This is a genomic window from Streptomyces sp. CA2R106 (genome assembly GCF_037034245.1).
In the GTDB taxonomy this organism is placed as follows: domain Bacteria; phylum Actinomycetota; class Actinomycetes; order Streptomycetales; family Streptomycetaceae; genus Actinacidiphila.
In genome coordinates this window covers 1-16,952 of record NZ_JBAGKC010000026.1, presented here as the reverse complement: position 1 = coordinate 16,952, position 16,952 = coordinate 1, and the positions used below count along the sequence as shown (strand labels likewise).

The following is a 16,952-nucleotide window of genomic DNA, read 5'->3' as shown; positions in this document are numbered from 1 at the left end:
CACCGCATCTCAGCCCACCGGCAGGCCCGCGTAGTTCTGCGCCAGTTCGGCGGCGGCATGCGGCGAGGCGGCGATGCGGTCGAGTTGCGAGAGCTGGAGACGGGTGTCGAACGGGGACTGGTCCGGGGCGGTGTGCAGGGTCGTCGTCATGAACCAGGAGAAGTGCTCCGCGCGCCACACCCGCCGCAGGCAGGTGTCCGAGTAGGAGTCGAGCCCTGCCGTGGAGCCGGTCGCGGCCAACTCCTCGAAGGCGCGGGCCAGGACGATGACGTCGGAGGCGGCGAGGTTCAGGCCCTTCGCGCCCGTGGGCGGGACGATGTGCGCGGCGTCGCCCGCGAGTATCACCCGGCCCCAGCGCATCGGCTCGGTGACGGAGCTGCGCATCGGCAGGACGGACCGCTGCGTGATCGGCCCCCTGGCCAGCTTCCAGTCCCCGTCGACAGCGAAGCGGGCGTCGAGTTCGTCCCAGATCCGCCCGTCCGTCCAGGTGGCGGCGTCGGTGCCGTTGGGCACCTGGAGGTACAGCCTGCTGACGGTCGGGGAGCGCATGCTGAGCAGTGCGAATCCGCGCGGCGAGTGCGCGTAGACCAGCTCGTCGCTGGAGGGCGGCACGTCGGCGAGGATGCCGAACCACGAGTAGGGGTAGACCCGTTCGAAGGTGCTCAGGGCGGCTGCCGGGATGGCCTTGCGGGTGGCGCCGTGGAAACCGTCGCAGCCGACGACGTAGTCGCAGACGACGGTGTGCTCGCCTCCCCCGTGGGTGTAGTGGACGATCGGCTGGTCGGTGTCGGCGGCGGTCACCTGCGAGACCTCGGCGTCGAAGAGCAGCGGCGCGCCGTCGCGGAGCTGGAGGGCGATGAGGTCCTTGACGACCTCGGTCTGGGCGTAGACCCAGACCTTGCGGCCGCCGGTGAGCGACGGGAAGTCGATGCGGTGGCCGCGCCGGTTCCAGCGCAGTTCGACGCCGTCGTGGACCAGGCCCTCGCGGTCCAGCCGCTCGGCGGCGCCGCTGGAGCGCAGCGCGTCGACGGTTCCCTGCTCCAGGATTCCGGCGCGCTGGCGCTGTTCCACGTAGGCACGGCTGCGGGACTCGAGTACGACGCAGTCGACGCCCGCCTGGTGGAGGAGGCGGGCGAGCAGGAGGCCGGCGGGGCCGCCGCCCACGATGCCGACGGTGGTACGGGCGGGCAGGGGCGCGGTGAGCGAGGTCATGGCGAGGTCTCTTCTTGGAGGATGCGGTCGGCGAGGGCGGAGGTCGCGTTCGCCGCGGGCTCTCGGCCGTGGACGGCGGACCGGGCCGAGCTCCGTCCGCCCATCCACTCGATCGTGTTCGCCTGGTGAACTATTATTCGTAATTGGCCAGCATGAGTCTGTGTCGGGTCGCGCCCCTTGTCAACAGCAGCCGGCGACCCGGCAGATACCGGGTGCCGGTACGGACGCGGCGCCCGGGCCGAGAGCCGGGCGGCCCCGATAGGCTGGCGCCATGTCACTGGAGAAGCCGTCCCTGGAGGCGCTGGTACTGCGACGTGCCGAAGAAGGCAGCGTCCTCCCGCGCCAGCAGACGGGGGCCTCGCCGCAGCGACTCCTGACGACGCTGCTGGGGGAGTACTGGCTGGACACCGCCGCGGCCCTGCCGATGAGCGCACTCATCGCGCTGCTGGCCGAGTTCGGCATCAGTGAGACGAGTGCGCGCGCGACGGCGAACCGGCTGGTCAAGCGCGGCGTCCTGGCGGCCGAGAAGTCCGGGCGGCAGTCGTATCTGCGGCTGAGCGACGACGGCCGGGAGGACAACCGGCAGCGGACCGCCAGCATCATGCGGTTCGGTGCCGACTCCCAGGACTGGGACGGCCTGTGGACGGTCGCGGCCTTCAGCGTGCCCGAGCAGGAGCGGCACGTGCGCCACCGTGTGCGCAGCTACCTGCGGTGGCTGGGGTTCGCCCCCCTCTTCGACGGGCTGTGGGTGTCGGCGCACGCCGACCCCGCGACGCTCGGGCCGATCTTCCGGGCCGCCGGTGTCGGGAACCTGACCGTGCTGAGGGCTTCGGAGGCCGGCGGCAACTCCCCGCTGAAGGCATGGGACCTGGACGACGTCGCCGCGTCCTACGAGCGCTTCCTCGCCGATCACCGGGAATCGCCGGCGCAGATGGACGCCGGGACCGTCAGCCCGAGCGACGCGCTGGTCACCCGTACCAGGGTCTTCGACGCCTGGCGGGTCTTCCCCGGACTCGATCCGAGCCTGCCGGACAAGCTCCTGCCGCCCGACTGGCCACGGGCGCGGGCCCGCCGGCTGTTCACCGCGCTCCACGACGGACTGGCGCCGCTCGCGGCACTGCGGTTCCGGCAGATCATCGCCGTCCATGACAGCGGCCTGGCCGAGCTAACCGAACAGCGCACCGTCGCGGCGTGGGCGGCCTACTGACCGCACCGGCGCCCCCGCGGGGGAGTCGGGGCCCAGTCCGCGGACCGGAAGCGCGCCTGCGCGGCGGCGTCCTCGTCGTGCAGGGCCATGATCTGCTTGATCCGCGCCTCGGCGAGCGGGCCGAGGGCGTTGTACGCCTGGATGAACAGTGAGCGGGCCTGGTCGCGAGGCCACCCGGCCGGCATGTGGGCACTGGGGAGGCCGGGGTCGATGCCGGGGAAGCGCCGGTAGGTGTCCATGAGGCGGGTGCGCGCGATCAGAGCGTGCCGTGGTGTGACCCGGCCGGCCAGTGCCTCTTCCAGCAGCGGGCGGGTCCCGTCGATGAAGGAGGCGTACACCTCGGCCACGGCGTCCAGGTCCCAGGCGGCCAGCGGTGAGCGGTCGGCCGTCAGGACGGTGGTGCCGCGCAGGACCGTCGCGGTGAAGATGTCCAGTTCGTCCAGCACGGTCTGTGCGTCGGCGGCGGTCGCGGAGGCGGACACCCACACCGCGTCGTAGAGCGGGGCGAAGCCGAACCAGCGCAGCCGCGAGCGCAGCAGGTGCCTGCTGTCGCGCCGGTCCTCGGGCACCGAGAAGGCGACGACGGTCCAGTGGCCGTCCCAGTCGCCGTCCAGGCCGAAGGCGGCGATGCGCAGGCCCCCCTCGCGCACGCGCTCGGCCGCCTGGTCGGCCAGGCGGTAGAAGGTCTGGCGCCCCACTTTGCGGACCTCCACGACGCCGCGCCGCAGCAGCCGGCTCATCGCCGCGCGGGCGCTGGACCTGCTGATGCCGAACTCGGAGAGCAGGTCGATGAGTCCGGCCGAGGAGAGGTGGCGGTCGTGGAGGAGCCAGTAGTCGCCCAGCAGGGTCACTAACACGTGCTGGGGGGACGGGCCTTCCTGCATGCGGGGCATCGCCTGTTCCGCGGAGTCCCGGGCCGAAGCCGAGCGAGCCTTCGTGTCCAACGGCGACACTCCTCCAACTGATCACACATTCGATGCCGGACGTCACAGATCCTGCTCGAATCATCGAGACCGCCTCGACGAATGTCAACGTCAACCGGGATCTTCCTGCGCCCCATCCGTCACGCGGGCAGGAAAGATACGTTGCACTTCTATTGACGCTCGTTATCTACGTAGATACGTTCGCCCCGTCCCGTGGTCCCCATCACAGTCGCTGAGGAGCGCAATGTACGGCTTCACCTCCGCCTCCGGGCGCCACCCAGGAGCCACCCGTCCCCGTCTGGCGGTCGCGGCCGCGGCCTGCGCCCTCGCGCTGGCAGGCTGCTCCGGCGGCGGGACCGGTTCGCAGTCGGGTTCCCAACTCTCCCTCCAGTTCCCCGGACCGCCGGTGAGCCTGGACCCGGCGAAGGCCGGGAACGGCGAGTCCGCGGTCTTCGTGTCACTGGCCTACGATCCGCTGATCTACCTGGACGGCAAGGGCGAGTTGGTACCGGACCTGGCCGTGAAGTGGGGCTTCACCGACCACGCCAACAAGGTGTTCGAGCTGACGCTGCGCCCGGGTGTGAAGTTCTCCGACGGCTCGGTGCTGGACGCCAAGGCGGCTGCCGCTTCCATGAACTACTTCCTGGGCGCCGGCGGCGGCCTGGTCGGAAAGGTCGGCCCGGTCGCGAAGGTCGAGGCCGTCGCACCCGCCAAGGTGCGCATCACCTACAAGAAGCCGACCCCGGAGGCGGCGTCCACGCTGACCCAGTACAACGGGATGGGCAACCTCATCGGGCCCAAAGCACTCGCCGACCCCCAGTCGCTGCTCACCTCCAGCGACGGCACCGGCCAGTTCGTCTACGACGGCACCACCTCGGTCGCGGGCAACCGGTACGTGTACAAGAAGAACCCGCACTACTTCCAGCCCGCGGCACAGCACTTCGACTCCACGATCGTCCGCGTCATCAACAACCCGAACGCCGTGCTGTCCGCGACCCAGACCGGCCAGGTCCAGTTCGCCGCCGGCAGTTCCACCACCGCGGCCGCCGCGAAGCGGTCGGGGCTGACGGTCGACACCGCACCGTTCTTCAACTGGTCGCTCAACCTGGTCGACCGCCAGGGCGCCATCGCCCCCGCCCTCGCCGACCCACGGGTACGCCAGGCGATCGGGCTGGCCTTCGACCGCCCCGCCATCGCCAAGGCACTGGCCGGCGCCTACGCCTCCGGCAGCAACCAGGTGCTGCTCCCCGGGACCGACGGCTACGACAAGGGCATCGGCTACGGCCACGACGTGGCGAAGGCCAAGGCCCTGCTCGCCCAGGCCGGCTACCCGAACGGATTCAAGCTCAAGGTCCTGACGGAGTCCGTCCTCGACGTCAACAACACCTACTCCCAGGCCATCGCCAGCACCCTGAAGGACATCGGCATCGACGCCACGCTCCAGGTGCAGACCACCGGCATCGCCCAGTTCACCGCGGACGCCCTGTCGAAGAAGTACGCCGCGGTCATCTTCCCCACCGCCGGCACCACCATGTCCGATCTCGACTCGCAGATCACCACCGGCCTGTTCAACCCCTTCGGCTCCTCCGACGCCCGGCTCGACTCGATCCTCCAGCAGGCCGCGACCGCGACCGACGCCCGCACCCGTACCGCGCAGTACCAGAAGGCCTCGCAGCGGCTGCAGGATCTCGCCTGGACCGTGCCGATCTTCGCCACCCAGAACGTCTACTACACCGCGGCCGGGCTGCAGAACGTCCAGCTGTCGGTCCTGAACCCCAACCCCATGCCCGTAGGCCCCACCGCCGATCTGTCCTGGCGGCTGAAGTGACCGGCGCGGCCGTACGGCACGCAAGAAGCGGAGGCACGCCGTGTGGCGGCTGATAGTCCATCGCCTCGTGATGTCCATCCCCCTCCTGCTGATCGTCTCCCTGATCATCTTCGGCCTGGAGGCCGTCGTGCCGGGAGACGCGGCCCGCACCATCCTCGGGGAGAACGCGACGCCCCAGAGCCTGGCGGCGTTGCGCGGCCAACTCGGGCTGAACGACCCGTGGGCCGTCCGCTACGGCCACTGGCTGCTCGGCGCCGTCCACGGAGACCTGGGAACGTCGATCATCAGCGGCGTGGACGTGATGTCCAGCCTGAACAGCCGGCTCGGCGTCACCCTGTCGCTGCTGGTGCCGAGCATGCTGCTGAGCGCTGTCGCAGGAGTCGCGCTCGGCTTCGCCAGCGCGGTGCGCGGCGGCGCGCTGGGCCGGTTCATCGACGTGGTGTCCCTGCTCGGCTTCGCCCTGCCCAGCTTCTGGATCGCGCTGATCCTGGTCACCTTCTTCGCCGTGCACCTCAACCTGCTGCCGGCCACCGGCTACCAGGACTTCGCGGCGTCTCCCACCGGATGGCTGAAGTCGATCATCCTGCCCGTACTGGCGCTGAGCCTGCAGGGCATCACCTCCGTCGCCAAGCAGACCCGCGACACCGTGATGGAGGTGCTGGAGGCCGACTACGTGAAGTTCCTGCGGGCCAACGGCGTCCCCGAGCGGTCCGTGCGCTACCGGCACGTGCTGCGCAACGCCGCCATCCCGGTGGTGACCTCGCTCGGACTGGTATCGGTCGGCATGCTCAGCGGGGCGGTGTTCATCGAGAACGTCTTCGTCCTCCCCGGCCTCGGCTCCCTGGCCACCCAGGCCACGCTCGACCACGACGTGCCCGTGATTCTCGGTGTCGGCGTCTTCTTCACCCTCTCCGTGATCGTCATCAACCTCCTGATCGACTTCGCCTACGGCCTCCTCAACCCGAAGGTCCGCGTCTCATGACCACGGCAACCGACTCTCCCGCCAAGAGGCGCGGCGTCCTGCGCTCCGTACTGGCCACCTGGCGCGGCCGGATCACCGCGGGCTTCCTGCTGCTGCTGTTCGTCTGCTGCCTGCTCGCCCCGGTCATCTCACCGGCCGACCCGCTCCACCAGAACCTCCAGCAGATCCTCCAGAAACCCTCCGGCGCCCACTGGCTGGGGACCGACAGCCTCGGCCGGGACGTGCTGAGCCGGCTGCTGTACGGCGGCCGGTCATCCATCATCGGCATCCTGGAAGGCGTAGCCGCGCACCTGCTCGTCGCCGTGCCGCTCGGCGTCGCCACCGGCTACCTGGGCGGCAGGTTCGACCGGTTCGTCATGCGGGCCGCCGACATTGTGCTGTCGGTGCCGGTCATCGTGATCCTGCTGGCCATCCTCTCCATCTTCGACCACTCCATCGCGGCCGCGATGATCACCCTCGGCGTGCTCGGCGCCTCGGGCACGATGCGCATCATCCGCAGCGCCGCGATGACGGTCCGGCAGGAACTGTACGTCTCCGCCGCCGAGTTGCTCGGGCTGAGCCGCACCCAGATCATCTTCCGGCACATCCTGCCCCGCAGCCGCGGCGTCATCATCGTCCAGACCTCGCTCTTCGCCGCGCTCGGCCTCGGCATCCAGACCGGTCTGACCTTCCTCGGGCTCGGCCCGCCCCCGCCCGCCGCGACCTGGGGCGGCATGGTCAACGAGGCGGCCACGACCTTGAGCACGGCGCCCTGGCTGCTGGTCCCGTCAGGCGGCCTGATCGCTGTGACCGTGCTCGCCCTCGGCATCCTGGGCGACACCGTGCGGGACGTCACCGCGCAGAACCACACCTCTTCCGGCGGCCTGCGCGTCAAACCCGCGACGCGTCGCCCCGACACCGCCCCGGCTGCCGCCCCGGCTCCCGCCCCCGAGGGGACCGCCCTGCTGTCGGTGCGGGACCTGAGCGTCTCCTTCCTCACCCCCGGCGGCGAGGTGGAGGTACTCGCCGGCGTCGGCTTCGACCTGGCCGCAGGGCAGACCCTCGGGCTCGTCGGCGAGTCCGGCAGCGGCAAGTCCGTCACCGCACGGGCGGTCCTCGGCCTGCTGGAGGCCAACGGCGCCGTGACCGGCGGCTCGGTGGTCTTCGACGGCCAGGACCTGACCCGGGCGAGCCGCAAGGAGATGGCCGCCCTGCGCGGCACCCGGATCGCCCTCATCTCGCAGGAACCCATGGTCGCCCTGGACCCCTCCTTCCGGATCGGGGCACAACTGTCGGAGATCGTGCGGTCCCACGCCAAGATGTCCCGCGAGGCGGCGCGGCGCCGGGTGATCGAACTCATGGAACTGGTCGAACTCCCCGAACCCGAGGAGATGGCGAGGCGCTACCCGTTCCAGATCTCCGGCGGCATGGCCCAGCGCGTGGCCATCGCGGCCGCCCTGGCCGGCTCTCCCGACCTGCTCATCGCCGACGAGCCCACCACCGCCCTGGACGTCACCGTCCAGGCGGACATCCTGGCCCTGCTGCGCCGCCTCCAGCGGGAGACCGGCATGGCCGTCCTGCTCGTGACCCACGACTGGGGCGTCGTCGCGGACATCTGCACCCACGTGGCGGTCATGTACGCGGGCCAGGTCGTCGAACGCGCCCCGGTCGAGCAGGTCTTCGGCGCCGCCTGCCACCCGTACACCGCCGCGCTCATGGCATCCAGCCCCGACAACGCCCCGCGGCGCACCCCGATCGACGCCGTCGCCGGGGCCGTGCCGCCGCCGGGCAGCCGGTTCGACGGCTGCCGCTTCAAGGACCGGTGCGCCCTGTCCTCGGCCGACTGCGCGGGCGACGTCATTCCGCTGATCCGACTGAACGAGGAACGTGCCAGCCGATGCATCCACACCAAGCTCCTCCAGGCGCGGCAGTGAAGGGCGCCACGGCGGCCGACGAGGCCGCCGAACTCACCGTCACCGACCTCGTCGTGGACTACCCGACCGGTCGGCGGCGCAAGCGCCGGGCGGTGGACGGGGTGAGCCTGAGCGTCCCCGCGGGCCGCGTCGTCGGCCTGGTCGGCGAGTCCGGATCGGGCAAGTCCACCGTCGCCAAGGCCGTTCTCGGCATGGCCCCGCTCAGCGTCGGCCGGATCTCCTACGGCACGCAGGTGCTGAACGATCTGCGCCGGGGGGACCGGCCGCAGGACATCCAGGTCGTCTTCCAGGACCCGTACAGCTCGCTGGACCCCACCAAGACCATCGGCTACACCCTCCAGGAGCCGCTGCGGGCGCACGTCGCCCGCACCGGGGGCCCGCTGACGGCGGCCGCCCGCGAGGAACGCGTCCGGGCCATGCTGGCCAGGGTCGGGCTGCCCGAGGAGGCGGCGGACCGCTATCCGGCCCAGTTCTCCGGCGGGCAGCGGCAGCGCATCTCCATCGCCCGCGCACTCGTCCTGCGGCCCCGGCTGCTGATCTGCGACGAAGCCGTCAGCGCCCTCGACCTGTCGATCCAGGCACAGATCCTCAACCTGCTCCTGGAACTCCAGCAGGACCTCGGCCTGTCCCTGCTGTTCATCAGCCATGACCTGGCCGTCGTCGACCACATCGCCGAGGGCCTCGTCGTCCTCTTCCGCGGCCGGGTCATGGAGACCGGGCCCGCCGAGCACGTCCACCGGCAGCCGCAGCACCCCTACACGCGGCAACTGGTCGTGTCCGCGCCGTTGCAGGACCTCGACCGGCAGCGGGCCCGCCGCGAGCGGCGCGAGGCACTGGCGCTGCCGCCGGCCAGGCAGGCCCCGCTGGGTGACGCCTGCCCCTTCGCACACCGCTGCCCCTTCGCCGTCGACCGGTGCCACAGCGAACGGCCCCTGCTGCGGCCCGCGCCCCTGGGCGGCCAGGTCGCCTGCCACCGCGCCGACGAACTGCCGCCCTGGTCCGAGGACCTCACCCCTTCCCACGAGACCCCCGGGAGCACCACACCATGACGCTGCGCCACCTGCGCGAAGTGGACGCCGCCGCGCCATCGCCACCGCTCGGCACCAGCCATCTGCCCGCAGACGGCGTCGGCGTCGACCTCGGGCCGTTGGGCTACCAGGAGCGCGAGCTCCTCGCCACCGGCACGGCGGGGGAACACCGCCACCGCGACGGGGTGCGGGAGCAGACCGGCGAACAGCCCTACGTCACCCGCGTCCTGGTGCGGTTCCCCACCGCCCAGCGCTTCAACGGCGTCGTCCTGGCCGAACCCCTGCATCCCGACTACGACACCGCGAGCACCTGGCAGACGGCGCATCCGTGGATCACCGACACCGGCGCCGCCTGGGTCGGCATCACCCAGGACCACCGCATGGCGGCCACGATGCGGGAGGCGTTCGACCCGCAGCGCTACGGCGAGCTGTCGATCCCCGCCGCCGGCCTGCGCTGGGACATCGTCGGCGGCATCCTCGCCGCGCTGCGCACCCCCGGCCGCAGCGCGCTGGGCGAACTCGCCGACCAGGTGCGGTACGTGTACCTGTCCGGCTGGTCGAACACCGGCAGCTTCTGCCGGGTCTTCCTGCGCGACGGCTTCCACCAGCGGCACCGCCTGGCCGGCGGGGCGCCGGCCGTGGACGGCTACCTCATCGGCATCTCCTCCGGGGCCGCCGGCGACGCCGGCTACCCGCCGCTGGGCGACGGCTCCCCGGTACTGCCGGCCGACGACCCGCGGCGCGTCATCGGCCCCGCCGACGTCCCCGTCTTCGAGGTGCTCAGCGAGCTGGAGAGCGAAACCCACGGCCCGGCGCTGCGCGAGGACAGCGACGCCCCGAACGACCGCTACCGCCTCTACCAGGTCGCCGGCACCTCGCACGACAACCCGCACCTGTGGACGGTGCTGACCAACCGCACCCAGTTCCGCCGGCGCGGCCACGACGTGTCCGACCGGCGCATCAACGAGCAGACCAGCGACGCCCGCCTGGACGCCGTGGCACGTGCCGCGTACGCCCTGCTGCACCGCTGGGCGGCCACCGGCGCGGTTCCCCCGCGCGCCGAGCGATTCGCCTTCGCCGGCCCCGAGAGCACCGCAGGCGTACAGGAACTGGTACGCGACAGCAGAGGCAACGTACGAGGCGGCGTCCGCACCCCCTGGGTCGAGGCGCCGGTGGCGGCCTACCGCCCGCACAGCACACCGGTCCCCGGATACTGCGCTCCCTCGCCCTGGGCGCCCATGGGCACCGCGGAGATGGTCGCCCGGATGATCGGCCACGCCGAGCCGCTGCCCGTCGCGGAGCTGCGCGCGCTCTACCCCACCCGGCAGGAGTACCTGGACCGGTACGAGGCCGCGTGCGCACGGCTCACCGGCCAGGGCCTGCTCCTGGAACGCGACGCGCGGCAACTGCTGGACGCCGCGCACCGCCGGTCCCTGCCCCACCTGACCGGTGAACCCGCGCCCCCCGCGCCCCACCCGCACGACAGGACCGCCCGCACCGCGGCGGCCCGGGAGAAAGGAACCCGCCCGTGACCATCCTGGCCCTCGAGGGCGCCGACATCTGGTTCGAACAGCACGGCGCCGGCGGTGACGTCGTCATCTCCAGTGCCTCCGGCTTCGGACCGTATCCGGCGATCCTCGCCGAGGAGCCGTACGGCTGCACGGTCGTCACGGTGCAGGCCCGCGGCTTCGGCCGCTCCACGCATCTGGCCCGGCCGCCGGCCGCCGGCTGGTTGGACCAGTGGGGCGCCGACGTGCTGGCCGTCGCCGACCACCTCGGCATCGACAGCTTCGTCTACACCGGCGTCTCGCACGGCGCCGGCATCGGCTGGCACCTCGCCCGAAGCCACCCCGAGCGGCTGCGGGCCCTGATCAGCGTCGTCGGCACACCGCACGACCGGTCCGGCGACACCTCCTCCTCGGCCGGCCGCAGACGCGTCGTCGAAGGACGCCGCGACCCGGCCGTCCTCAGGGAGCAGTTCGGCATCCTCGGCGGCAGGACCGAGGGCGAGGAACGGCTCAGGACGCGGGAGCGCACCCTGCGCAGGCTGGTGGAACACCACCTCGGCTACACCGAGCAGGAAGCGCTGGTGAACCAGGGAATGCCCTTCCCCGAGGCCGCCACCGACGAGGAACTCAGCAAGATCCTGCGCACCATCGAGGTTCCCGTGCTGTCCCTGGTCGGCCTGCGCGACGGCGTCATCTCCCCGCGGTCCGCGCTGCGCGCCGCGACCGCCGTCCCCCACAGCAAGACCGTGCTGTTCGAGGACGAGGGCCACTTCATGGCGGAGGAACGCCCGCGGCGACTGGCCCGCGAGGTGGGGGTCTTCCTCGGCGAACTGGCCGACTACGAGACCAACGGGGGTGAGTGGCGATGACGACGCTCCTGGCCGTCGGCGACATCATCCTCGACGAGCCCGACCCGGACTCCTTCTTCGAGCCCAGCCGCCGCACCCTGCTGGGCGCGGACACCGTCATCGGCCATGTCGAGGTGCCGCACTCGACCACCACCGCGCAGACCAGCACGGACGTCCCGGCGCCGCCGGCCGATCCGGCGGCCCTGGGCGCCCTGGCCCGGGCCGGCTTCTCCGTGGTGACCCTCGCCGGCAACCACATCGCCGACACCGGACCCGACGGCGTGCTCGACACCGTGCGGCACGCCCACGAGCACGGCCTCGCCAGCGCCGGGGCGGGCGCAACCCTCGCCGAGGCCAGGAAGCCGGCCGTGGTCCGCGCCGGGCACCGCAAAGTGGCGGTGCTCAGCTACAACTGCGTCGGCCCGCGCGAGAGTTGGGCGACCTCGTCGAAGCCCGGCTGCGCCTACGTACACGTGCTGACCCACTACGAACTCGACCACGCGAGCCCGGGCGGCCCGCCCAGCACCTACACCTTCGCCGAACCCGGCAGCCTCGACGCGATGCGCCAGGACATCGCGGCCGCCCGGGAGCAGGCGGACATCGTGGTGGTCGGACTCCACAAGGGAATCGGGCACACCCCGGCCGTACTCGCCATGTACGAGCGGCCCGTGGCGCAGGCCGCGATCGACGCCGGCGCACACGCGGTCTTCGCCCACCACGCGCACATCATGCGCGGTATCGAGATCCACCGCGGCCGCCCCATCTACCACGGCCTGGGCAACTTCGTGACCGTCACCCGCGCCCTCACCCCCGCCGACGACAACGACAGCCCGGAACGCCGGGCATGGGCGCAGCGCCGGGTCGAACTCTACGGCTTCGCCCCCGACCCGGACATGCCCTCCTACCCCTTCCACCCCGAGTCCAGGAACACCGTCGTCGCCTGCGTCGAGGTCGACGACGACGGGGAGGTGCACGCCCGGCTGCGGCCGTGCCGCATCGACGACGCGGGCCGGCCGGTACCCCTGACCCGGGCCACGGGCGGCGAGGAGGTCGTCGCCTACGTCCGTGACATCAGCCGCAGGGCCGGCCTGTCCACCCGCTTCGACTGGAGCGGCGACGACATCGTGACCATCACCCAGGGAGAGCAACGGTGACCGACATGCCGCACCAGGCCCGTACGCCGAGCCGTCCGCTGGCGGGCACCGTGGTGCTCGACCTGACCACCGCCCTGTCCGGGCCCTACGCCACACTCCTGCTCGGCGGGCTCGGCGCCACCGTCGTGAAGGTCGAGAACCCCGCGACCGGCGGCGACAGCGCGCGTACCAACTCGCCCTACTACGGGCCGCACGGGCTGAGCACCGGGCGGACCTCCGACACCGACATGTCGGTGTCGATGATGGGCCGCGGACGCAACAAGAAGAGCATCACCATGAACCTGAAGGACGCGAGGGGACGCGCGGCCTTCCTGCGGCTGGCCCGCAACGCGGACATCGTCGTGGAGAACTACGCCGCCGGCACCGCGGACCGCCTCGGCGTCGGATACGACGACGTGCGGGCCGTCAACCCGTCCGTGATCTACACCTCGATCAGCGGATTCGGTGCCGGGGGCGGAACGGGCAAGGCGATGGACTCCATCATCCAGGCGCTGAGCGGGGTGATGTACACGGCCGGAGAGCCGGGTGCCGACCCGGTCCGCTTCGGCCTGCCGGTGGGCGACCTGCTGGCACCGCTGTACGCGGTCATCGGCACCCTCGCGGCCAAGGTCCAGCGCGACCAGGACGGTGTGGGCCAGCATGTCGACGTCTCCATGCTCGGCGCGCTGACCTCGCTGCTGTCCACGGAGCCCTTCGACGCCCTCGAACAGGTCGGGATGCCGCTGCGGACCGGCAACTCGGTACCGCGCCTTGCCCCGTTCGGGATCTTCCCCGCCAAGGACGGGCAGATCGCGCTCTGCGGGCCGACCGACACCTTCGCCCGGGGCGTCTTCCGGGCGATGGGCCGTCCGGAGCTGATGGACGACGAACGGTTCGCCACCCGCGACCAGCGCGTGCGCCACGCCTCCGAACTCCACGAGATGGTCGCGGCCTGGTCGCAGGGCCGGCCGCGCGCCGAGGCCGTCGCGGCCCTCGTCGCGCAGGGCACGCCCGCGGCCGAGGTCCTGGAGCCGGCGGACGCGCTGCGCAACCCCGACGTGCTGCGCCGGGAGGAGGTCGTCGAACTCGGCCACCCCCAGCACGGCCCGACCGGCCTGATGGGTCCGGGAGTCCCCATCCGCTTCTCCCACGCCGACGTCCGCCTGGACACTCCCGCACCCCATCTCGGGGAGCACACGGAGGAGTTGCTCGCGACCATCGGTGGCCTGTCGGCTGCGGAGATAGCCGAACTCCGGCAGGCGGGGGTGGTGTGATGACGGCGCCCCCCGAGGCACAGCGGGCGGCCGTCGCCCTGCGCGCCGCGCACGACGACCGGGGACTGAGCGCCCGGCGGCACGCGGCGCACGGCCGGCCGGTGGTCGGCTACGTCGGCTGCGACACCCCGGTCGAACTGATCACAGCCGCCGGTGCCCTGCCCGTACGGCTGGCCGGACACACCGGGCGGGACACCACCCTGGCCGGGACCTATCTGGACGGCGCCGTCGACCCGCAGACGGTGAACGTCCTCGCGGCGATCCTCACACCCGAGGACCACGACCCCGTGCCCGACCTGATCGTCATCACCCACGACTGCGACGCCTCACTCCAACTGTTCTACACACTCAGGGAGCTGCGCCGGATCGGGGCGCAGACCCTCCCCCCGGTCCACTTCGTCGATCTGCTCCACCTGCCCGGGGAGCCCACCCGGCTGTACAACCTGGGCCGCCTGCGCCGCTTCGCCGACCAGTTGGCGGCCTGGCGGGGACGCGCTGTCGACGCGGCCGAACTGGCGGAGGCGGTCGCCGACCACGACGCCGCACGGGCCGCGCGCACCGAGCTGCGCCGCCGCCGCGCCGGCCTTCTGCCGGGAGGCGAGGCGCTGCGGTGGTACGCCGCCGGCACGGCCATGCCGGCCCGGGAGTACGCCGCCGTCCTCACCACCGCGCTGGCCGGTGCCACCGCCCGGCCCGCGGGCCGTCCGCTGTACGTCTCCGGAAGCACCCATGACACCGCCGACGTCTACGACGCGCTCGAAGGCGACGGCTGGCGGGTGGTGGGCGAGGACCACGACTGGGGCGACGGCGGCGACCAGCCGCCCGTCGGCGAACCGACCCTGAAGGCCCTCGCGGACCACTACACCCGCGCGGTGCTGCCGGCCACGGCCCGGCCCCCGCGGCAGACGGCATCCGCCCTCCGCGACGCGGTCGGCAGCAGCGGCGCGCGGTACGTCCTCACCTACTGCCGCAGGTACGACGACGCCCACCGGTGGGGCGAGCCCGCACGCGCGGCAGCGGCGGGAGTGCCCACCACGCTCCTGCGCGACCAGCCCTACGCCGGCATCGACCTGCCCGAACTGAGCCGCCGGCTCCTCACGCAGGAAGCGCAGACGACACCATGACCGACCGCACACCCGCCCGCAGGGGAACCGGCCCGCGCCTCGAAGCGGCCGGGGACGCGCTGCGCCACCAGCGCAAATGGTTCGCGAGCCTGCGGGGCCAGACGGAGCGGGGGCGCCCGCTGGCCCTCGTCAACGCCGACTTCCCGCAGGAACTGCTGCGCGCCATGGACGTCCCGTACGTCGTCAACCAGTGGTGGGCGTCCATCATCTCCGCCAAGCGGATGTCGGGCCGGTACCTGGAGGCGCTGCGCGAGCGCGGGCTGCCCGACGACGTCGAGCAGTACAGTGCCCTGCCGCTGGCCGAGGCGCTGTCCCCGCGCGGCGAGGACGCGCCCTGGGGCGGGCTGCCGCTGCCGTCGGTCGTCCTCGCGGACTGCACGGGCGACAACATGCACCGTATGTTCCAGCTGTGGGAGAGCGAACTGGGCGTGCCCTTCCTCCCGCTGGAGGGCGCCGCGGCGGAGACCGTGCCGGCGAACTGGTGGGAGTTGATGCGCCACGACTGGGAGACGGCCATCGGCTCCCCGCGCATCGATCTGCTCCACCAGGAACTCCGGGTGCTCGTCCCCCGGCTCGAAGAGCTCACCGGAGCACGCTTCAGTACCGAACGCCTCGCTCGGATCATGGCGCTGTCCAACGAGCAGGCCGAGTGGAACCGCAGAACCCGGGACCTGCTGGCCTCCGCCCCGCAGTGCCCTGTCCCGGTCAACGACGTCATCCCGGCGGTGATGATCCCGCAGTGGCACCGCGGCACACCGTGGGCGACCTCGGCAGCCGAATCCCTCTACCACGAGGTCAGTGCGCTCGTGGCCCAGGGGCGCGCGGTCGTCCCGCGGGAGAGGCGCCGGCTGATGTGGATCGGACGCGGCCTCTGGTTCGACATGGACTTCTACCGTTCCTTCGAGCAGTCGCACGGCGCGGTGTTCGTCTGGTCCATGTACCTCGCCCTCGCCGCCGACGCCTATGCCCGCTACGGCGACGACCCGCTGCGCGCCCTGGCGGCCAGGTTCTGCGCCTTCCGCGACCAGATGTACACACCGCCGTGGTCGGTGGAGTGGTACGTGAAGGAAGCCCGTGCGCACCGGGTCGACGGCGTGGTCCACCTCATCAGCCCCGACAGCCGCAGCAGTTGGTTCACCACACGTGCCCTGCGGGAGGCGGGCATCCCGGTGACGGAGATCCGGGCGGACAACGCGGACGGCCGTTCCCTCGACCCCGCGGCCCTGCACGCCCAGGTCGCGCGCTGGACGGAGTCGCTGCCCGATCACGGCTGAGCCGCTCCACGGGGGCTGATCGATATCGGATCGCGCGGGGGGCCGCGCCCTGTCACGCTGTCCCCATGGACCACGCGGACGCACAGCCGGTCGGGGACATCGCGCGAGAAGTGGTCGCCGCGACCGGTCGGGCCGGACCGCACCCGACCCCCGAGGAGGCGCTTGCCGAGGCGAAGAGACGGCTCGCCCTCCCGGGGGTCGTCGTGATCTGCGGGTCCACCCGGTTCATGGCGGAGATGGCCGAGGCCGATGTGCGGGAGACCGCGGCGGGGAAGATCGTCGTCAAACCGGGTTGTGACATGAAGTCACCGCACGCGCTGTGGTCCGATCCCGTCGAGGCCAAGGCGCTCAAGGCCCGGCTCGACGACCTGCACCGGGCGAAGATCCGGCTCGCCGACGAGGTGCTCGTCGTCGGCGGCTACATCGGGGACAGCACCCGGGCCGAGATCGCCTACGCCCGGTCGCTCGGCAAGCCCGTGCGGTTCACGCACCCCGACGTCGACCCGGACACCTGAACCGGGTCCCTCTCACCATCCCAGGACTTCGCGGAGGTAGCGGCGGGCCATCGTGGCGTACTTCAGCGGTTCCGCCGTCGCCGGGTGCTGTTCGGCCTCGACCACCAGCCATCCCTCGTAGTCGGCTTCCGCCAGCGCCGAGAGGACGGGCCGGAAGTCGATCGCGCCTTCCGGGTCTCCGGG

General features: G+C 72.1%; 14 protein-coding genes. 12 read left to right on the top strand and 2 right to left on the bottom strand.

The window, feature by feature from the left end; translation table 11 throughout:
- Positions 1-9: 9 nt before the first annotated feature.
- Positions 10-1,212, bottom strand: a complete 1,203-nt coding sequence (locus WA788_RS27865; RefSeq protein WP_335981856.1) for a 4-hydroxybenzoate 3-monooxygenase — start codon at positions 1,210-1,212, stop codon at positions 10-12.
- Between the two features lie 271 nt (positions 1,213-1,483).
- Here WA788_RS27865 and WA788_RS27860 point away from each other — a divergent pair, with 271 nt between their 5' ends.
- A complete protein-coding gene (locus WA788_RS27860; protein ID WP_335981854.1) occupies positions 1,484-2,419 on the top strand; it encodes a PaaX family transcriptional regulator in 936 nt (311 codons plus the stop codon).
- Here WA788_RS27860 and WA788_RS27855 read toward each other — a convergent pair.
- Positions 2,413-3,276 (bottom strand): PaaX family transcriptional regulator, encoded by an 864-nt coding sequence (locus WA788_RS27855; protein ID WP_335981852.1) that lies wholly within the window; start codon positions 3,274-3,276, stop codon positions 2,413-2,415. The genes WA788_RS27860 and WA788_RS27855 overlap by 7 nt on opposite strands.
- Before the next feature lie 310 nt (positions 3,277-3,586).
- On the opposite strand from WA788_RS27855, the gene WA788_RS27850 reads away from it, so the two are divergent.
- The 11 genes from WA788_RS27850 to WA788_RS27800 all read left to right on the top strand — a co-directional run bounded on the left by WA788_RS27850 (position 3,587) and on the right by WA788_RS27800 (position 16,769).
- Entirely contained in the window at positions 3,587-5,170 is a 1,584-nt protein-coding gene (locus WA788_RS27850) for an ABC transporter substrate-binding protein (protein WP_335981850.1), read from the top strand.
- A gap of 40 nt (positions 5,171-5,210) precedes the next feature.
- On the top strand, positions 5,211-6,152 hold the full coding sequence (locus WA788_RS27845; protein ID WP_335981848.1) for an ABC transporter permease: 942 nt from the start codon (positions 5,211-5,213) through the stop codon (positions 6,150-6,152).
- Positions 6,149-8,065, top strand: a complete 1,917-nt coding sequence (locus WA788_RS27840; RefSeq protein WP_335981846.1) for a dipeptide/oligopeptide/nickel ABC transporter permease/ATP-binding protein — start codon at positions 6,149-6,151, stop codon at positions 8,063-8,065. The genes WA788_RS27845 and WA788_RS27840 overlap by 4 nt, the downstream gene beginning before the upstream one ends.
- Positions 8,062-9,114, top strand: coding sequence for an oligopeptide/dipeptide ABC transporter ATP-binding protein (locus tag WA788_RS27835; protein WP_335981844.1), 1,053 nt, complete (start codon positions 8,062-8,064; stop codon positions 9,112-9,114). The genes WA788_RS27840 and WA788_RS27835 overlap by 4 nt, the downstream gene beginning before the upstream one ends.
- On the top strand, positions 9,111-10,625 hold the full coding sequence (locus tag WA788_RS27830) for an alpha/beta hydrolase domain-containing protein (protein WP_335981842.1): 1,515 nt from the start codon (positions 9,111-9,113) through the stop codon (positions 10,623-10,625). The genes WA788_RS27835 and WA788_RS27830 overlap by 4 nt, the downstream gene beginning before the upstream one ends.
- Positions 10,622-11,470, top strand: coding sequence for an alpha/beta fold hydrolase (locus WA788_RS27825; protein WP_335981840.1), 849 nt, complete (start codon positions 10,622-10,624; stop codon positions 11,468-11,470). The genes WA788_RS27830 and WA788_RS27825 overlap by 4 nt, the downstream gene beginning before the upstream one ends.
- Positions 11,467-12,603, top strand: coding sequence for a CapA family protein (locus tag WA788_RS27820; protein ID WP_335981838.1), 1,137 nt, complete (start codon positions 11,467-11,469; stop codon positions 12,601-12,603). The genes WA788_RS27825 and WA788_RS27820 overlap by 4 nt, the downstream gene beginning before the upstream one ends.
- A gap of 5 nt (positions 12,604-12,608) precedes the next feature.
- Positions 12,609-13,856 carry a CaiB/BaiF CoA transferase family protein gene (locus WA788_RS27815; protein WP_335982021.1) on the top strand — a complete coding sequence of 416 codons (1,248 nt, stop codon included), beginning with the start codon at positions 12,609-12,611 and terminating at the stop codon, positions 13,854-13,856.
- Entirely contained in the window at positions 13,856-14,980 is a 1,125-nt protein-coding gene (locus WA788_RS27810) for a 2-hydroxyacyl-CoA dehydratase family protein (protein WP_335981836.1), read from the top strand. Before WA788_RS27815 ends, WA788_RS27810 begins: the two co-directional genes overlap by 1 nt.
- Complete coding sequence (locus WA788_RS27805) at positions 14,977-16,254, top strand: 2-hydroxyacyl-CoA dehydratase family protein (RefSeq protein ID WP_335981834.1); 1,278 nt, start codon at positions 14,977-14,979, stop codon at positions 16,252-16,254. The genes WA788_RS27810 and WA788_RS27805 overlap by 4 nt, the downstream gene beginning before the upstream one ends.
- Before the next feature lie 65 nt (positions 16,255-16,319).
- Complete coding sequence (locus tag WA788_RS27800; protein WP_335981832.1) at positions 16,320-16,769, top strand: hypothetical protein; 450 nt, start codon at positions 16,320-16,322, stop codon at positions 16,767-16,769.
- Positions 16,770-16,952 lie beyond the last annotated feature (183 nt).